This is a genomic window from Asticcacaulis sp. (assembly GCF_027484505.1).
Lineage (GTDB): Bacteria > Pseudomonadota > Alphaproteobacteria > Caulobacterales > Caulobacteraceae > Asticcacaulis.
The window spans coordinates 1-15,653 of the sequence record NZ_JAIXSV010000211.1 but is presented as its reverse complement, the minus strand read 5'-3'; the positions used below and the strand labels follow the sequence as shown (position 1 = coordinate 15,653).

At 59.3% G+C, this 15,653-nt stretch carries 17 protein-coding genes; 10 read left to right on the top strand and 7 right to left on the bottom strand.

Annotated elements, in window-relative coordinates:
• Positions 1 to 125: 125 nt before the first annotated feature.
• The 3 genes from Q0072_RS12600 to Q0072_RS12590 form a co-directional block, all read right to left on the bottom strand.
• Positions 126 to 974 (bottom strand): putative phage abortive infection protein, encoded by an 849-nt coding sequence (locus Q0072_RS12600; RefSeq protein WP_298330647.1) that lies wholly within the window; start codon positions 972 to 974, stop codon positions 126 to 128.
• 200 nt (positions 975 to 1,174) lie between these two features.
• Complete coding sequence (locus tag Q0072_RS12595) at positions 1,175 to 1,348, bottom strand: hypothetical protein (RefSeq protein WP_172961154.1); 174 nt, start codon at positions 1,346 to 1,348, stop codon at positions 1,175 to 1,177.
• A gap of 88 nt (positions 1,349 to 1,436) precedes the next feature.
• Positions 1,437 to 1,568, bottom strand: a complete 132-nt coding sequence (locus Q0072_RS12590) for a hypothetical protein (protein WP_298330644.1) — start codon at positions 1,566 to 1,568, stop codon at positions 1,437 to 1,439.
• A 167-nt stretch (positions 1,569 to 1,735) separates the two neighbouring features.
• Here Q0072_RS12590 and Q0072_RS12585 point away from each other — a divergent pair, with 167 nt between their 5' ends.
• The 9 genes from Q0072_RS12585 to Q0072_RS12545 all read left to right on the top strand — a co-directional run bounded on the left by Q0072_RS12585 (position 1,736) and on the right by Q0072_RS12545 (position 9,263).
• Positions 1,736 to 2,038, top strand: coding sequence for a hypothetical protein (locus Q0072_RS12585; RefSeq protein ID WP_298330640.1), 303 nt, complete (start codon positions 1,736 to 1,738; stop codon positions 2,036 to 2,038).
• 80 nt (positions 2,039 to 2,118) lie between these two features.
• A complete protein-coding gene (locus Q0072_RS12580; RefSeq protein WP_298330637.1) occupies positions 2,119 to 2,571 on the top strand; it encodes a hypothetical protein in 453 nt (150 codons plus the stop codon).
• A gap of 106 nt (positions 2,572 to 2,677) precedes the next feature.
• Positions 2,678 to 2,833: an entericidin A/B family lipoprotein gene (locus Q0072_RS12575; protein WP_298330634.1), complete on the top strand. Its 156-nt coding sequence runs from the start codon at positions 2,678 to 2,680 to the stop codon at positions 2,831 to 2,833.
• A gap of 97 nt (positions 2,834 to 2,930) precedes the next feature.
• Positions 2,931 to 4,775, top strand: a complete 1,845-nt coding sequence (locus Q0072_RS12570; RefSeq protein ID WP_298330632.1) for an ATP-binding protein — start codon at positions 2,931 to 2,933, stop codon at positions 4,773 to 4,775.
• Positions 4,776 to 4,779: 4 nt separating this feature from the next.
• Complete coding sequence (locus tag Q0072_RS12565; protein ID WP_290795412.1) at positions 4,780 to 5,244, top strand: response regulator; 465 nt, start codon at positions 4,780 to 4,782, stop codon at positions 5,242 to 5,244.
• Position 5,245: 1 nt separating this feature from the next.
• Complete coding sequence (locus Q0072_RS12560) at positions 5,246 to 6,829, top strand: response regulator (protein WP_298330628.1); 1,584 nt, start codon at positions 5,246 to 5,248, stop codon at positions 6,827 to 6,829.
• A gap of 109 nt (positions 6,830 to 6,938) precedes the next feature.
• Positions 6,939 to 7,436 (top strand): hypothetical protein, encoded by a 498-nt coding sequence (locus tag Q0072_RS12555; RefSeq protein WP_298330625.1) that lies wholly within the window; start codon positions 6,939 to 6,941, stop codon positions 7,434 to 7,436.
• 73 nt (positions 7,437 to 7,509) lie between these two features.
• Complete coding sequence (locus Q0072_RS12550; RefSeq protein ID WP_298330622.1) at positions 7,510 to 8,322, top strand: ATP-binding protein; 813 nt, start codon at positions 7,510 to 7,512, stop codon at positions 8,320 to 8,322.
• 158 nt (positions 8,323 to 8,480) lie between these two features.
• Positions 8,481 to 9,263, top strand: a complete 783-nt coding sequence (locus Q0072_RS12545) for a response regulator (protein ID WP_298330620.1) — start codon at positions 8,481 to 8,483, stop codon at positions 9,261 to 9,263.
• Here the strand turns inward: Q0072_RS12545 and Q0072_RS12540 are convergent.
• Positions 9,260 to 9,769 (bottom strand): MarR family winged helix-turn-helix transcriptional regulator, encoded by a 510-nt coding sequence (locus Q0072_RS12540; protein WP_298330617.1) that lies wholly within the window; start codon positions 9,767 to 9,769, stop codon positions 9,260 to 9,262. The two genes, Q0072_RS12545 and Q0072_RS12540, sit on opposite strands and share 4 nt — an antisense overlap.
• Before the next feature lie 70 nt (positions 9,770 to 9,839).
• Between Q0072_RS12540 and Q0072_RS12535 the strand changes: the two genes are divergently transcribed.
• Entirely contained in the window at positions 9,840 to 10,679 is an 840-nt protein-coding gene (locus Q0072_RS12535; protein ID WP_298330614.1) for an alpha/beta fold hydrolase, read from the top strand.
• Between the two features lie 278 nt (positions 10,680 to 10,957).
• On the opposite strand, the gene Q0072_RS12530 is transcribed toward Q0072_RS12535, so the two are convergent.
• The 3 genes from Q0072_RS12530 to Q0072_RS12520 form a co-directional block, all read right to left on the bottom strand.
• Positions 10,958 to 13,924: a TonB-dependent receptor gene (locus Q0072_RS12530; protein WP_298330610.1), complete on the bottom strand. Its 2,967-nt coding sequence runs from the start codon at positions 13,922 to 13,924 to the stop codon at positions 10,958 to 10,960.
• A gap of 179 nt (positions 13,925 to 14,103) precedes the next feature.
• Complete coding sequence (locus tag Q0072_RS12525) at positions 14,104 to 14,286, bottom strand: DUF1328 domain-containing protein (protein WP_013479482.1); 183 nt, start codon at positions 14,284 to 14,286, stop codon at positions 14,104 to 14,106.
• Positions 14,287 to 14,648: 362 nt separating this feature from the next.
• Positions 14,649 to 15,356 (bottom strand): response regulator transcription factor, encoded by a 708-nt coding sequence (locus Q0072_RS12520; RefSeq protein ID WP_013479481.1) that lies wholly within the window; start codon positions 15,354 to 15,356, stop codon positions 14,649 to 14,651.
• Positions 15,357 to 15,653: the final 297 nt, after the last annotated feature.

Here is a 15,653-nt window from a genome sequence, read left to right as displayed (position 1 = left end):
GCTGACGGAGTGAAAACGCAAGAAGGCGACGTGTTCGAAATCGACGCCCGCCCCTTCGTCCACCCGCTCAGAAACCCCCTCAAAACCACCCAACCGCTCGCCAGCACCGCCAAGGTGGTGCGGCTTTAACTGCTGCCCTCAAACATTTTGATTTCATAGAGGACGACGTTTTTCAATTTTCGCTGCTCTATGAAATCAGACAGTGTGTTTCTTCCAAATGTTTTATCTAAAATTGAGTAATAAAATATAATTACTACCTCTGAGCTTGACATTGACGACGCTATTATATCATAATAGATTTTTTTATTTTCATTTTCAAATTCATTTACAAAATTTATTAAGGTATTTATTAATTTTATATAAGAAGATAGATTGTTTCTTGTGATATTGTTTCTTTTTAACATATCTGACAGGTTTAGGGCTATTAACTCTTCATCTTCGGTAAATTTAATTGTTGAAAGAAATGAATTTTTAATAGAATTTAATCTTGTTTGTCCTGATTCTTCATTGTAGCGCATCTCTGAAACATTGTTTCTAATATTTTCAATAATATTAAAAAATGTGTTTTCAAATAATTGCAAACTGACTGATTTATTTTGAATGGAAAGTTGCTTTTGTTGTTCTTCAAGAATGCTTTTTGTCTTGTCCGCATCCTCGATGGCAATTTTTAAGGTTTCCTGCGCCGTTTTTACCTCTTCGCGCGCGAGCTTAAGTTGTTGATCCTGTTGGCGGATTGCATACACAATGCCGATAATGCTCAGGCCGGAGAAGAGGGCGTTGACTGCGCCAAACATATCCCCAAACACGCCGGCATTGATATGCGTCTCATCACTGTCGGCTTTGAGGGCTGCCCATAACTGCGCCCAGCCAAAGCCCAAATTGAGTAGCCATGCGGTCGCGACGACAAGGACAGCTACCAAGACCCAGTATGTCTCAAACCACTGGGACCGTGTTTTCCTTTTATCGTCGCTCATCACCCGCCTCCGCTTTCGGCGGGTAAGCTAAAATGATTCTCGTCATTCGCGAATGTGGAGACTTATGGAGGGAATCGCAGAGGTTACGAGGTTGCCTAACCCTTACACCTCCCCAGTAAACTGAGGAGGTATAAAAAACCGCCCTGACCTTTGCGGATCAGGGCGGTTTTCCGTTGCTAGCGGTCTGACGTTAGAAGGCCTTAAGGCTTTTCGGAGCCTACCGGGTTCACCTTGGGCATCTTGCCCTGTTCGATGCGGCCTTCGTTGCGCAGCTTGCGGCCGTCTTCGGCCATCTTGTCGTTGTGCAGGGCTTCGCCCAGCTCCTCTTCGACGCCGCCGGCGGTTTCCTTGATTGAGCCTTTGATATCGCCCATGTCTGATCTCCTTTATGAAGCGGGTAGGGAAGGTCGCGGCACCGGTTACGGCCTCACAACCTTGCCCTCATCCTGCGCCCGCGCCGCGTCAGTTTTCGCCGGGTTTGCAAGGCATTGCGCGTAAGTAAAAAATCAGGAAACGCGCCTTTATCTGCCCCTTATTTTTGCTTTTAACCATCGGCATCGCATCCTTAAAGCCGCGCCGATAGGGTTCAGTCATCACATCCACACGGACCATTACACGGACGAAAACGAGATACCCCCCCCCCATCCTCGTTTCTTACCGTTTCGACGGCTCTCCGTGTCAGACATCCCCCCCCGCCCCGCGGTCCGTGTGGATGTGACCCCATTCCTCCCCCATACCGCACGCCCTCAAAGGAGAGACTGATGCTGTCCCCCGCCACCAAAGCCGCCGCCGGTGTCACCAAGATTCTGGCCGAACACGACATCCGTTCGGAAGCCGATCGCACCGTTGAAGGCGTTGAAAAGACCGCGCGCCACGTGGCCGATGACCTGTCTTCGCGCGCTAACGAAGCCGGTGCCAAGCTGCGTCACATCTTTGACGACGCGCAGGGTCATCTGAACAAGGCCGGTGGCCGCCTCAACAAGGAAGTGCACGAAAACCCCGTGCGTACCGGTCTTCTGGCGCTCGGTGCCGGTGTACTGATCGGCATGATGCTCAAGCGCTGATCGGCGTTTCGTCTAACGCTCTAAGGGCGAAGTCCTCAGCGGCTTCGCCCTTTTTTGTATCGGTTGTGAAAGGGTCGCGGATGTCTGTGCTTTTACGTGTGGCAGAGTTGTTTTTCGTGCGTCAGCGCTTTCGTCAGGTGCGGTCGCAGGCCCTGGCCTTTCTGAGCGCGCTGGGCGTGCTGGTCGGGCTGATGGTGTTCATGCTGGTGGCGCTGGCGCTGGGGCTTTCGGTGTTGCTGCTGCTGGCCTTTCACGGCTTGCAGGCGTTGGGCCTCACGCCGCAGGGCGCGGGTGGGATTGTCGGCGCACTGGTTATCGGCGTGGGTCTTGTCCTGCTGGTGGCCATCGGCCGCGCCCGGCGCGCCGTGGAGGCGACGCTTACGCATCTGATCAGCGAAACCTCGGCCCTGCCCGGTGAGCGCGAAGTGCAGGGCGTGGTCACCCGCACCGCCGGAGGGGCGGTGTCAGTGTGGCGCGCCTTTCGCGACGGGCTGAAGACCGGAAAATCAAACCGCCGTAAAACAGCCGCCTGATTTTTCTTATGATTTATTTATGAAGCCCTCTGTCGATGGCATGGACCCATTACCGGCGCAGCGGCAAGCTCTGAGCAAGATGGGGCATTTGAAAAGGACTAAGCACATGACCAACAAGATCGTCAAAATGATCGTAATTGCCGGCGTCGCGCTGGCGGCCGTTCCGGCCCTGTCGGCCTGCAACACCATTGAGGGCGCGGGCAAGGACGTTCAGGCCGGTGGCGAGGCTGTCTCGGACGCCGCCAAGGACGCCAAGAATTAAGCCAGTCGTAAGGCTGGACATTTCCGGTTTTCGCAGGTTCTGATGCCGCAGGGCTTCAGGGCCTGCGTTTGCGTATATGATGGATGGGGAAAGACGCATGATGTGGCAAAAGCTGCTGCGGCAGCGACGGTACTATCTGGTGCTGTTTGTCCTGCTGTCGATTGCGACCGTGGCCTTTTCGTTCATCGTCTACGCCCATTACGACCGCATTCAGGATCAGAACCGGCAGTCCCTGTTTGAATACGAGGCCATTCGTCAAAGCCGGGTGGTGCTGGTCGATCTGCTCGATATGCAAACGGGTGTGCACGCCTATCTGGTGTCCGGCGATGAAGCGACGCTCACCAGCTATCGCACGGCGCGCGATATGCTGGAGCGTGATCTGTCGGCCTATCGCACCCTGGTGTTGCGCCATGATCCGCAGGCGGCGCGCGATATCTATCTGTGGCTCGACAATATCCGCGCCTTGCGCAAGACCTTCGACGATCAGGTCGAAAACCGCCGGCTGGGGCGCGGGGCGGCTCTGACGCAGGCGACATTTGAGCGGCAGGTGCGTGACATGGCGCACGTGCGCCGCGCGCTGGAAGCCACCAATGTGCGGCGTCTGGTCGAGGTGCGGCTTCAGGCGGCAGAGGGGGTTAAGGCGCGTTCGGACTTTGTCTTTACGCTGGTCATCGGCAGCATACTGCTGATTGGGGTTATGTTGCTGGGGACGGTGACCATCCTCAATCTGGAGGCCGATTTCCGCAGCCGCCTGGCCGAACAGGAGGCCGTCATGCAGCGCTATCGCGAGGTGACCGAAGGCATTAATGATGGCCTGTTTGAGGTGAATTTCGTCAGCGGCGACGTCTATTGCTCGGCGGCCTATAAGGCCATGCTGGGCTATGCGCCGGACGAGGTGGAAAACCGCTGGGACGTGTTGCGCGACATGGTCCACCCCGATGACCGCGATGGGGCGGACGCCGATCTGCGCCGCTATATGGAAGGCACGGACGCCACCTATCGCAGCATCTTTCGCATGCGGCACAAGGACGGCGGCTATCGCTGGATTTTGTCGCGCGGCGTCGGCACCGGGGCCGATTTCAGCGGCATCAAGAGCATGATCGGCACCCACGCCGACATTACCGAACAGAAGCAGCGCGAAGAAGAGTTGCGCCAGCTCTATGCCGATCTGGAAACCTTCACCTACATCACCTCGCACGACCTGCGCGCGCCTCTGGTCAATCTGAAGGGTTTTTCCAAAGAACTGGAAATATCAATGAAAGGGGTGACCAACGCCATCACCCCCTATCAGGCCGCCTTCGCGCCAGAGCATCGCAAGGCGCTTGATCTGGCCCTGAAAGAGGACGTGCCGGAGTCGCTGGGCTTTATCGCCAAAGGGGTTGAGCGCATGGACAGTCTGACGCGCGCCATCCTCGACCTGTCGCGCATCGGCAAGCGCGTCTATACGATCGAGCCCGTTAACACTCAGACTATATTCGACAAATGCGTCGGTGCCCTGGGGTACGATATTACGCATAAGGGGATTGAGATCAGCTGTGACCCCTTACCGGAGATCATGAGCGACGCCGTGGCGCTGGAGCAGATTTTCGGCAATCTGCTCGATAATGCGGTCAAATATCTGCGGCCGGATATTACCGGAAAGATAGACGTATCTGTGCGCGAGACGCTGCACGATTACATCTTCACCGTGTCGGATAATGGCCGCGGCATCGCCGATATCGACAAGCCGAAGGTGTTTGAAATCTTCCGCCGGGCGCGCAATACAACCGAGGTCGGCGGGTTGGGGCTCGGCATGGCCTATGTCAAGGCGACGCTGCGGCGCCTGTCCGGAGACATCTGGTTCGACTCGAAAATTGATGAAGGGACGCGCTTTCATGTGCGCCTGCCCAAACGCCCGCGCCTGAGCGAAGCGTCACGCCCTGCAACCCCGATGGAAGCCTGAACCCATGATGGTCCCTGCCTTTGACGATCAGTTCACCCTTGTCATGATCGAAGACGATGCCGGTCACGCGCGCCTGATCCGCAAGAATCTGGAGCGCGCCGGGATCGGCAATCCGGTGCGCCATTTCGAAGACGGGGCGGCGGCCATCGACTATTTCTTCGGTGAGCACCTCAGCGCGGCGCAGACCGCCGAACGCCATGAACGGACTCTGGTGTTGCTCGATCTCAACATCCCGCATATCGACGGCTATGAGATTTTGCGCCGCCTCAAGGGTGATCCCTCCACGCGCGCCATTCCGGTCATCGTGCTGACCACAACCGACAATCCGCGCGAAATCGATCGCTGCTATGAGCTGGGGTGCAATGTCTATATCACCAAGCCGGTCGAATACGACAATTTCTCCGACGCCATTCGCAAGCTGGGACTGATGCTTGCCGTGGTGAAGGTTCCCAACACTGTGGTGAAATAAGATGCTCCTGTCTTCCCCCGCCCTGACCCGCATCCTGTACATCGAAGACGATGAGGCGCTGGGCCGTCTGTTGCAGAAGCGCTTTCGCCGCCACAGCCTTGAGGTCGATCTGGCCGTCACCGCCGAGGCCGGGCTGGAGGTGATAGCGCAGCAGGGGTTCGACCTGATCCTGCTCGATTACAACCTGCCGGGCATGAACGGTCTGGAGATGCTGAAGGTGCTGAAGGCGCGTGAGATCACGACGCCGGTCATTATCCTCACCGCTGGCGGAGACGAGGCCATCGCGCTGGAGGCGATGGAACTGGGGGCCGCCGACTATGCGGTGAAGGACATCAATCAGGCCTATCTCGACCTGTTGCCCGCCGTCATGCAGGCGGCCTTCACCAAGGAACGCCTGCTGCGCGAGAACGAACGCCAGCGGCAGGAGCTTCAGGCGGCCAAGGAGCGCGCTGAAGCCGCGTCGCAGGCCAAGACCGACTTTCTGGCCACCATGAGCCATGAGATTCGCACGCCGCTCAATGTGGTGACGGGCCTGTCGGACATTCTGATCAAGTCACCGCTCAATGACGATCAGTACCGCATCGTGGAGACGCTCCGTACCAATGCGCAGTTATTGTTGCGGCTGATCAATGATCTCCTCGATATTTCCAGAATTGAGGACAATAAGATCGAGCTGGAGTCCACGGCGTTTCGTCCGGCCGATGTACTGGAAGACCTTAAGATGATGTTTGCGCAGGATATTGAGCGCAAGGGGCTGGATTTCGCCCTGACCGACAACACGCAGGGTGTGACGGTGCGCGGTGACCGCACGCGTTTGCAGCAGATTGTGATGAACCTGATTTCCAACGCGCTCAAATTTACGGCGCGCGGTGAAATCGAGCTGATCGGTGAGGCGCAGACGCGCGGCGACCGGGTCGATCTGAGTATAGCGGTGCGCGACACCGGCATCGGTATCCCCGAAGCCAAGCGCGGCCAGATCTTTGATAAGTTTACGCAGGCCGATGCCTCGATCACGCGGCGCTTTGGGGGATCGGGTCTGGGCCTGTCGATTGCCCGCGCGCTGGTTGCGGTGATGGGCGGTGAGATTGCGGTAGACAGCGAAGAGGGGCGCGGATCGGTGTTCAGCGTGCGCCTCAGCCTGCCCGTGGCGGTGATGGCGGTGGCCGAGGACGAGCGTCCGCCCGTGCCGCCGCCGGGGCCGGGTGAGCGTCCGCGCGTACTGATCGTCGAAGACTATGCGCCGAACGTGCTGGTCGCCACCCTGATGCTGGAAGAGATGGGCTATGAGGCCGAGGCCGCGGAATCGGGCATCGAGGCGCTGGCCCTGCTTAAGGACAGCGACACCCCCTACCACGCCATTCTGATGGACGTGCAGATGCACGAAATGGACGGGTTTGAGACCACGCGGCGCATCCGCGAGCTGGAGCCCGCCAGAGGCTTCCGCTACCGCATTATCGGCGTGACGGCGCACGCCCTGGCCGGCGACCGCGAACGCTGCATTGAGGCGGGTATGGACGACTATCTGTCGAAACCCATTCAGCCAGGGCTTCTGGCGCAAAAGCTGCGGGCGCTGACCCCGGCCTAAGGGTGAGCAAACGATTTCGGACTTTTTACGGCCTCCTTATACCCGTGTGGCGGCTCCGCACTGCGCCCTTGCGGACGTCGGATTAGGGTTTCCGGACAAGGAGATACCCATGTCCGACCCCGTCGAACGCGATCCCGACCTGACATCCGCCCGCCCGGCCGATCCGCCTGCGGCAGCGGCCGCCTATGAGGCGCCGAACCCCACGCCGGAGGCCGAAAAGGCGGCGTCTGTGCCGGTGGATTTCAGCCTCGATATCGAAGACGCGCAGCACCTGCGCAGTGATCTTCAGGACCTGCTGAACGGTGTGGAAACCGTGCACCTGAAAAGCGATGTGAAGGCGCAGATTTCGCGCCTCAACGCCTGGGCGACGCGCTATGCCGAAGGGCTTGAGGCCGCGCGGCAACTGGGTGAAACCGGCCTGACCCTGCTGGAAGAGGCGCGTGTGCATCTGGCGGCGCAGCTTGACGACTATCTGCGGCTGGAAGGCGAGGGCGGGCAGGTGGCGACGCCGGATCAGGGTCGCCTGATCGACGAACTGAACCGCGCGCTGCGTCGCATCACCCGTCTGCAAGGCGCGTTGCGCGTACAGTTCATGCAAACCCAGTAATCTCTGCCCTCTGGTGGTTGTTTTTAACGACCCGACCGGGGGTTTCGCTTGGCCTTGTGCACCGGAATGCAGTATGTCTCTGACCGCAGATGCCCATTCGGGGTTGGCTATGGATACAGAGGTCAGGGTGGACAAGGCAGAACCGGCTCCGGGGCTTGATCCGTCGGAAGAGACCCAACTCAAGGAAGCGCTGTACCGTCAGATGTTGTCCGCCGTATCCCACGACCTGAAAACCCCGCTGGCGACCATTATCGGGTCGCTGGAGGTCTATACCCTGCTCGAAGCCAAGCTGTCGGAAGAGAAGCGGCGGTCGCTGATCAATTCCGCCCTGTCCGAAGCCTATCGTCTCGACAAGTTCATCACCAACATCCTTGATATGGCCAAGCTGGAAAGCCGCGCCGTGCAGCCGCGCGAGGAGACGGCCAATCTGACGCCGCTGATCCGCGATTCGATCACGCGGCTGGGGCCCTTAAAGGACAAGGGCGACATCCGCCTGCACGATCTGGGCGGGGCCGAGGCCTTTCACACGGACACGGTGCTGTTGTCGCGCGTCGTTGGGCTGATCATCGAAAACGCCCTGAAACATACAGGTAAGGCCCCGGTGGTCGATATAGACTATGGCGCTTCGGGCGAAGAGGCCTTTGTGCACGTGCGCGACCACGGCCCCGGCATCCCGCCGGACAAGATGCGCGCCATCTTCAACAAATATACGCGCCTGCAAAAGCAGGATCAGCAGAATGCCGGGACGGGTCTGGGCCTGTCGATTGCCGAGCTGATTATGACGCTTCTGGGCGGGCGTATCGAGGTGCGCAACCACCCGGAAACCGGCGCGGTGTTCAGCCTCTATGTGCCGGTGCAACTGGCCCCGACGGGGGTAGAGCGGTAAGGCGGAGCGTTTTGTCATGAGCGCCCGCCGTTTTGGTTACCAAGGCTTAACAAGCCCCCTTTAAAAGACGTTGCGAACCACAGAGTTCAGTATTTCCGCCAGCACCGGCGGCATACCCAAGGGCCTCCCCGCCAGATACAGGATCATCTCAGGACCGCATGACCCATTCGACCGCGCTCATTATTGAGGACAGCGCCGTGCAGGCGCAGATGATCGGCCGATTGATTTCGGCGCAACCCGGCTGGAGCCACATCCATTTTCCCACCTTCCGCGAAGGCTATGATGCGCTGAGCTCCTTTTCGGTGCAGGCGCTGTTTATGGACATCTTTGTCGGCACCACGAATGGACTGGCGCACATCGAGGCCTTTCGCAAACGCAGCGGGACGGCCCCGATCATTCTGATGACGGCGGGGTCGTCGCAGGAAAGCATCGAAGAGACCCTGCGCAAGGCACGTCAGGCACGCGCCGATTTCATCCTGCGCAAACCGTTCGGCGAAGGTGACGTGCGGCGCATCTTTCAGACGGCGTTCAAGGACCTGAGTACCCGCACGCGAAAAAAACATGCGCTGGTGATCGACGACAGCCGCACCCTGCGCAGCTTTATCCGCGGCGCGCTGGAATTTGGCGGCTATCGCGTTTCGGATGCGGAATCGATGGAGGCGGCCTTCCGCGACGTCGATATCGCCCACGTCGATCTGGTGGTCTGTGATGTCTTTATGCCGGGTATGGGGGGGATCAAGGGCATGAGCTACATCAAACAGACCTGGCCCGCCGTGCCAGTGATCGCCATGTCGGCCGGTCTGGATGGGCAACTCAGCGAAACCGATGCACTGAATGCGACGGGTCGCATCGGGGCCGATGCCGGTATTGCCAAACCGTTTGAGGGCAGGCAGTTGCTCGACCTGGCCGACCGTCTTCTGAAAACGGCGGTGCTTGTTTAAACCCGATCAGGTTCGGCCCATTGCGCCATGCCGGCCGTGAGGCGGCGCATATAGTCGCCCAGCGCCTGACATTCGGCATCGCTGAGGATCGTCATCATGTCCGTCACCACGCCCGCCTGCACGGCCAGGGTCTGTTCGGTCAGAGCCCGTCCCGCCTCGGTCAGCCACAGCCGCCGCACGCGTTTGTCCGCCGCATCGCTGCGCCGTTCGATCAGGCCGCGCTTTTCCAGCTCCGGCAGCAGCATGGACAGGTTGGAGCGCCCGACCAGCAGCCGCTGCGCCAGCTCGTTCTGTGTCAGACCGCCAAAGCGGTAGATATTGGCCAGAATATCGTGGTGGGCGATACGCACCCCGTGTGGGGCCAGACGGGCATTGAGCGTGCGTTCGACGATCTGATGGGCGCGCGCCACGGCGATCCAGTTGCGAAACCGCGGCAGTTCCCACGGCATGGGGCTGATCGGGGGGCCGGTCGGGGGGCCGGTCGAGGCCGGGGTATCTTGCGTCATTTCCGTCCTTGTGATTTGTTCAACTCTGAACTAATTATGGTTCAATCTTGAACAGAATAGGCCGTGATCGATGACTGTGCAACCGGATGCCCTGACGGAATCGCCCAAGGCGCAGGCCGACCGCCTGTTTGAGCTGTTCTGCACGCCGGAACCGCTGACCGAAGCGGCGCAAAAGGGCATGGCGCGGGTGGCGGAACGCCTGAGCGCCGCGGAACCGCTGCGCATCCCGTTTCAGGGTGGCGAACTTCAGGCCTATCGCTTTGCCGGAAGTGGTCGCGGGACGGTGGTGCTGCTGCACGGCTGGACCGGTCAGGCGGCGGTGATGACCTTCTTTGTCGAGGCACTGGTCAACGAAGGCTTCGATGTGGTGGCGCTGGATTTTCCGGCGCATGGGCGCTCAGACGGCGATCGCCTGAATGTGCCGCTGGGGGTGGCGGCCCTGCACGCGCTGCACGCCGTCAGCGGGCCGTGGCACGGCGTGGTCGCCCATTCGTTTGGCGGGGCCGTGGCCTTTGCCGGTTTGTCGGGGCTGATCGGTGACCTGCCGCCGCTCCGCTATGGTCGGCTGGTGCTGATCGCCGCCCCCTGTTCCATGCCGCGCGTTTTCGATACCTTTGCGCGCCGCCACGACCTGTCGCCAGAGGCCACGGGGCATCTCAAAGACCATGTTAAGCGCCTGACCGGCCATCCGGTCGAAGCCTTTATGGGCGACGCGATCCTTAAGGCCCATCCGCTGCCGACGCTGGTGCTGCACGCGCCGGAGGATCAGGAGGTGCTGTTCCTCAGCGCCGAAAGCTTTGCCGCCGCAGGCGATCATGTCAGCCTGCACCCGCTGCCCGGACTGGGCCACCGCCGCATCCTCTATGCCAGGGAAACCGTGCAGGCCACGGCGGCCTTTATCGCGCAATAAAAAACCCCGCCGGTGAGGGCGGGGTTTCAAATTGATCCGCAAACGGATTAGGCCGTGGCGACAATTTAAGATTTAACGCGGCTATTTTCTCCTCCCTACGCGTCAGCGTGGGGTATAGCGTAACGAAAGTATAGCTTTCGCAAGCGATGGGCAGCGAGCGAAGCGACGCTGACGGAGGGGTATAACCGTCCATAAGATACCCCTCCGCCTCGTAAACTCGGCACCTCCCCATGATATGGGGAGGAGGAAGATCGCAAACGCTAATTCGTCAACTCTGACTAGCGCTTGAACTTGATATTGATGAAGCCCGTGCGGCCCACCACGTCGAACACGCCCGACTGCCAGCCTTCATCGCCGAAATAGGCCCCGCCGGCTTCGGCCCCCGGATAGCGTGGCGGTGGGGTGTCGAAGACATTGCTCATGCCGATGCCCACCGCGACGTTCTTCTTCACGTCATACCAGACGTTGAAGTCGTGATAGAGGATCGACTTGGTGCGGTAGGGGAAGTAGTTTTCCGGATTGATGGTGGTGTTCATACGCATCGCCGAGAAGTAGCGGAAGCTCCAGCTCGCCCACAAAGGCCCTTTCTGATAGGAGAGGCGCGTCACGCCCTTCCATTTCGGGAAGCCGAAAATGCCCAGTGTGCTGGTGACGTTTTGCGGGTTTTCCGGGTCCGGCGTGATCTTGTTTTCCTTCAGGCGCGTGAAGACGAGATTGAGCGACAGACGCCCGCTGTCGGCCCCCCATCCCCAGGAGGACAGGTCGGTAAAATAGTCCATCTCCACATCGACGCCGCGATTGGTGCGCTTGGCCAGGTTGATGTTCTGCTTCACGACGCGCAGCAGGTTGTTGGTGCCCGCTTCGCGCACGACGAGGTTACAGTAGGGGTTGTTCTGCATCGGGGCATCGACGCATTTGTTGATGATGGTCTGCGGCTCAACGGCGGCAATGACGTTACTGAGGTCAATATCGTAATAGTCCACCGACATCGTGAAGTTCTTCATGAAGCGCGGCTGAGCGACCAGACCGACGGTCAGGGTCTTGGCCGTTTCGACCTCCAGATCCGGATTGCCCTTCTTTTCGACCTCGGTCCACAGCCAGTACGAATTCTTATTGGCCGGGTTCAGTACCGCACAGTTGGCGCGTGTATCCTTGGTCGTTTCCGTGCGGTAGGTCATATAGTAGTTGCACGGGTCGTACAGCCACTGGCCGCTGATCGACGAGGCGGTGAAGACCTCGCTGATGTTCGGGGCGCGCACGGCCTTGCCATAGGTGGCGCGCAGGCGCAGGTCGCGCACCGGGGCGTATTGCAGGCCGTACTTCCACGAGGTCGTCTTGCCCGCCGTCGAATAGTCCGAAGCGCGCACGGCGGCATCCACCGACAGCTTGTGCGCAAAGGGCAGGTTGGCCAGAATCGGCACGCTCAGTTCGCCGAAGATTTCCTTCACATCGTACTGGCCGCGCAGCGGGTTCTGCACCACGCCGTAGTCGGGGACATAGGCCGGGTCGTCGGGATTGTATTCGGCGACGGCCCCGATGAAGTTCTTTTCCTTACGGTATTCTCCGCCGATCACCACCTGCACCTCACCGGCCGGCAGGGTCAGTACGCCGCCCGTGGCATAGGCAGACAGCACCTCCTGCTCCAGAGTCGAGGTCGAGGCGGAGGGGTTGAAGGTCAGGTATGTGATGACGTCCTGCGTCAGCGGTTTAAACGGGTTGAGCGGTACGCAGTTCGGGTCATTATTGGTGGTGTCGGTATCGGCATTGACGCCGCACACCGGCTTGCCGCCCGGACCTGAGACGGCATCCAGCGCGCGCATATAGCGTTCGTTGGAGACGGCATTGCGGTCCTGCACGCGCTCCTCTGTCTTGCCGTAAGAATAGTAGGCCGACCAGTTCCAGTCGTGATCGCGGAACAGGCCCGGCAGGTCGCCCTCAAACCCGGTGACGATCTGCGACAGGTCACGCTTATAATCGGTGCTGGACTTGCCGATTTCGGGGAAGTTTCGCGCAAAGGCGACATAGGGCAGGCTGCCGCCATTGGCTGTGATCATTTCCTGGGTGATGAAGGGGTTGCCTTCGTACAGCCAGTTAGAGGCCCCTTCCCACCACATGCCGTATTCGCCATGCGACTTGTTGGTGGCGTAATCCACTTCGAGGAAATAGCGCAGGTTGGAGGTCAGCTCATAGTTGAGGGTGCCGTGCGCGATGAAGCGGTCATTGGGCACCGACAGCAGCCAGTTGTCGTAGCGCCCGCCGTATTCGCCACCGTCCGTTTCCAGATTGGCCACGGTTTCGGGGCGGCTGAGGTCATAGGTGTTTGGCAGAATACCGCTGGGCCCCAGAATGGGGGCGCGCATGGTGCCGTCGTCGTTGAAGGTATAGACCTTGCGCCCCAGCAGAACCTGAGCGCGCGGCGAATAGCCGAGGTTGCGGCGGCCGTCCCAGATGTAATTGACCGCCGAGGCGCCGGAGCCGATTCTGGCCCACCACGGGTTGCCGGTCGCCGTCCACGGGCGGTCCTGCCCGCTGACCGTACCGTCGGATTTGCCGTAATAGCCAAACAGGGTGAAGTTGCCCTTGCCCTCGGCGAAATTCTTGCCGTACAGCAGGTCCACATCGTAGCTGGGCATGTCGTTGCGCGCCGAATTGCCGTAGCGGACATTGCTGTCGATGCCCTCGAAATTCTTGCGCATGATGAAGTTGGCGACGCCGGCCACGGCATCAGCCCCATACAGCGCCGAGGCCCCGCCAGTGATCACTTCGACGCGTTCGACCAGACTGGACGGAATGGTCGAAATATCGACGGCGGACGAGCCCGGCGCACCCGGCACGTGGCGGCGGCCATTGACGAGCACCAGCGTGCGCTTGGTGCCCAGACCGCGCAGGTCCAGCGCGTTCAGACCCGGATGGCTCTGGTCCATCGAATCCTTGTCGCGGTTGGCGTTGCTGGTCTGATCGCTCTGGCTGATGACGAGGGCGGGCAACTGATTGACCAGATCGGCAATCTGACGCGGGGAGGTCTTCTGGATGGTGTCAGAGGTGATGACCGAGGTCGGGGTGGCGCTTTGCGCACCGCGCAGGCGGATGCGGGTGCCCGTGACGACGACCTCTTCGACCTCGTCTTCGCTCGTGTCGGTCTTGGTCTTCTTGTCGCTCTGGGCATAGGCCGTCGTGGTGACCATCAGGGCCAGCCCGATCGCCGAGCCGTGCAGAAGATATTTCAGAAATGCGGTTGTGTTCATGAGTGCGCTCCACCGGAAGGTAGGCGAACGCTAACTCTGGTTTTGTATATTGGCTACTGTATACGATGTAATGTTTTCATTTGTGATATTTGTGTGTCTGGATCGCAACACTGTTACGACAGGGGCGATAAAAAACCCCGCCGGTAAGGGCGGGGTTTTGTGTCGTAATATCAATAGCCTCACATCGGTGGGCTTGAGCGACGCCCGGTTAGCGCGCTGTAGACCAGACCGGCGATAAACAGCACCACAAAGACCACGGCGATGAACTTGGCGATATCGGCGAACGTGCCGGCAAGGCCCGTAAAGCCGAACAGGGCGGCGACAACCGCCAGAATGAAGAAGGTGATGACCCATCTCAGCATTGGAAATCCTCCATAGGGATGTTTGTTGCTGAGACCATCATCGCGCTGAGCGCGTAAGGATACAAAACGGGGTAAATGGTGGGGCTGTAAACGGCGGGTAAGGCCTAGATCATTATGATTTCTGGTAGAAACATAATGATCCAGATTTTTGTTTAGCCCCTCGCCGGGCGGTGGCTTGCGCCACCTTGGCCGCCGCCTCAATGGCGGCTAGAGGGGAATGATTCCATTAGAAATCATTCCCCTCTAGCTACAGCTCAAAATAACAAACGGCGGCCCCAGGGGACGGGGGCCGCCGTTTCTTCGCAGGGAGGGGGCCGAAGGGCGATCGGGGGAGTTGCCCTAAGGACCTGATCCGGGGGTGATCAGGCCGCGGTTTCGGCGACGATCTCCATGCGGTAACCGATACCGGATTCCGAGACGATGGACTTCGACAGCCCCGGCTTGGTCTCCAGCTTTTCGCGCACCTGACCGATATAGACGCGCAGATACTGGGTGTCGTCCACGTGGGCCGGGCCCCAGACCTCTTTGAGGATCTGCTTGTGCGTCAGCATACGGCCGCGGTTGACGAGGAAGAAGCGCAGCAGGTCATATTCCTTCGGTGTGAAGGGGACCTTCTTTTCGTCGATGAAGACTTCGTGACGCACCAGGTCCATGCGGATCGGGCCATTGACCACATCGGGTTCACCCACTTCGCGCACGACCGACTTGCGCAGATTGGCATTGATGCGCGCCAGCAGGACCTCAGCCGAAAACGGCTTGGTCACATAGTCGTCGGCACCCAGATTGAGGGCCGGGGCGGCGTCCATGTCTTCCGAGCGCGCGGTCAGCACGATGATCGGCACGTTCGACCACTGACGGATGGTCTGGATGACCTCCTTGCCATCAATATCCGGCAGGCCCAGATCGAGCAGGATCAGGTCAGGCTTGACCGACGCCGACAGGCGAATGGCCTGCTTTCCGTTCTCGCTCTCGACGACCTTGAAATCGGCGACATCGAGGAAGATGTTCAGCATCTTGCGGATTTCGTCTTCGTCATCGACCACAAGAATGGTGTTCTTCTTTTCGATCATAAGGCGTCTCTCAGCAGGCAAGGGAGCATCAGGCCCCGCATTTACTATGGCCTTATGGGTAGCGTTCCGAAAATAAAAATTAAATGTGTGCGTCCGTGCAGATGTTTAACTCTAGGCTGTAGTGACGATTTAACCTTCGCGATCCTTCTCCTCCCCATATCATGGGGAGGTGCCGAGTTTACGAGGCGGAGGGGTATCTTACGGACGGTTATACCCCTCCGTCAGCGTCGCTTCGCTCGCTGCCCATCGCTTGCGAAAGCTATACTTTCGCTACGCTACACCCCATGATATGGGGAG

Coding starts and splice junctions, on each gene's coding strand:
- Q0072_RS12550 (WP_298330622.1), top strand. CDS start 7,510: ATGTCTCTGACCGCAGATGCCCATTCGGGGTTGGCTATGGATACAGAG.
- Q0072_RS12540 (WP_298330617.1), bottom strand. CDS start 9,769: ATGACGCAAGATACCCCGGCCTCGACCGGCCCCCCGACCGGCCCCCCG.
- Q0072_RS12590 (WP_298330644.1), bottom strand. CDS start 1,568: ATGACTGAACCCTATCGGCGCGGCTTTAAGGATGCGATGCCGATGGTT.
- Q0072_RS12560 (WP_298330628.1), top strand. CDS start 5,246: ATGCTCCTGTCTTCCCCCGCCCTGACCCGCATCCTGTACATCGAAGAC.
- Q0072_RS12585 (WP_298330640.1), top strand. CDS start 1,736: ATGCTGTCCCCCGCCACCAAAGCCGCCGCCGGTGTCACCAAGATTCTG.
- Q0072_RS12580 (WP_298330637.1), top strand. CDS start 2,119: ATGTCTGTGCTTTTACGTGTGGCAGAGTTGTTTTTCGTGCGTCAGCGC.
- Q0072_RS12530 (WP_298330610.1), bottom strand. CDS start 13,924: ATGAACACAACCGCATTTCTGAAATATCTTCTGCACGGCTCGGCGATC.
- Q0072_RS12575 (WP_298330634.1), top strand. CDS start 2,678: ATGACCAACAAGATCGTCAAAATGATCGTAATTGCCGGCGTCGCGCTG.
- Q0072_RS12535 (WP_298330614.1), top strand. CDS start 9,840: ATGACTGTGCAACCGGATGCCCTGACGGAATCGCCCAAGGCGCAGGCC.
- Q0072_RS12565 (WP_290795412.1), top strand. CDS start 4,780: ATGATGGTCCCTGCCTTTGACGATCAGTTCACCCTTGTCATGATCGAA.
- Q0072_RS12520 (WP_013479481.1), bottom strand. CDS start 15,356: ATGATCGAAAAGAAGAACACCATTCTTGTGGTCGATGACGAAGACGAA.
- Q0072_RS12525 (WP_013479482.1), bottom strand. CDS start 14,286: ATGCTGAGATGGGTCATCACCTTCTTCATTCTGGCGGTTGTCGCCGCC.
- Q0072_RS12545 (WP_298330620.1), top strand. CDS start 8,481: ATGACCCATTCGACCGCGCTCATTATTGAGGACAGCGCCGTGCAGGCG.
- Q0072_RS12595 (WP_172961154.1), bottom strand. CDS start 1,348: ATGGGCGATATCAAAGGCTCAATCAAGGAAACCGCCGGCGGCGTCGAA.
- Q0072_RS12570 (WP_298330632.1), top strand. CDS start 2,931: ATGATGTGGCAAAAGCTGCTGCGGCAGCGACGGTACTATCTGGTGCTG.
- Q0072_RS12555 (WP_298330625.1), top strand. CDS start 6,939: ATGTCCGACCCCGTCGAACGCGATCCCGACCTGACATCCGCCCGCCCG.
- Q0072_RS12600 (WP_298330647.1), bottom strand. CDS start 974: ATGAGCGACGATAAAAGGAAAACACGGTCCCAGTGGTTTGAGACATAC.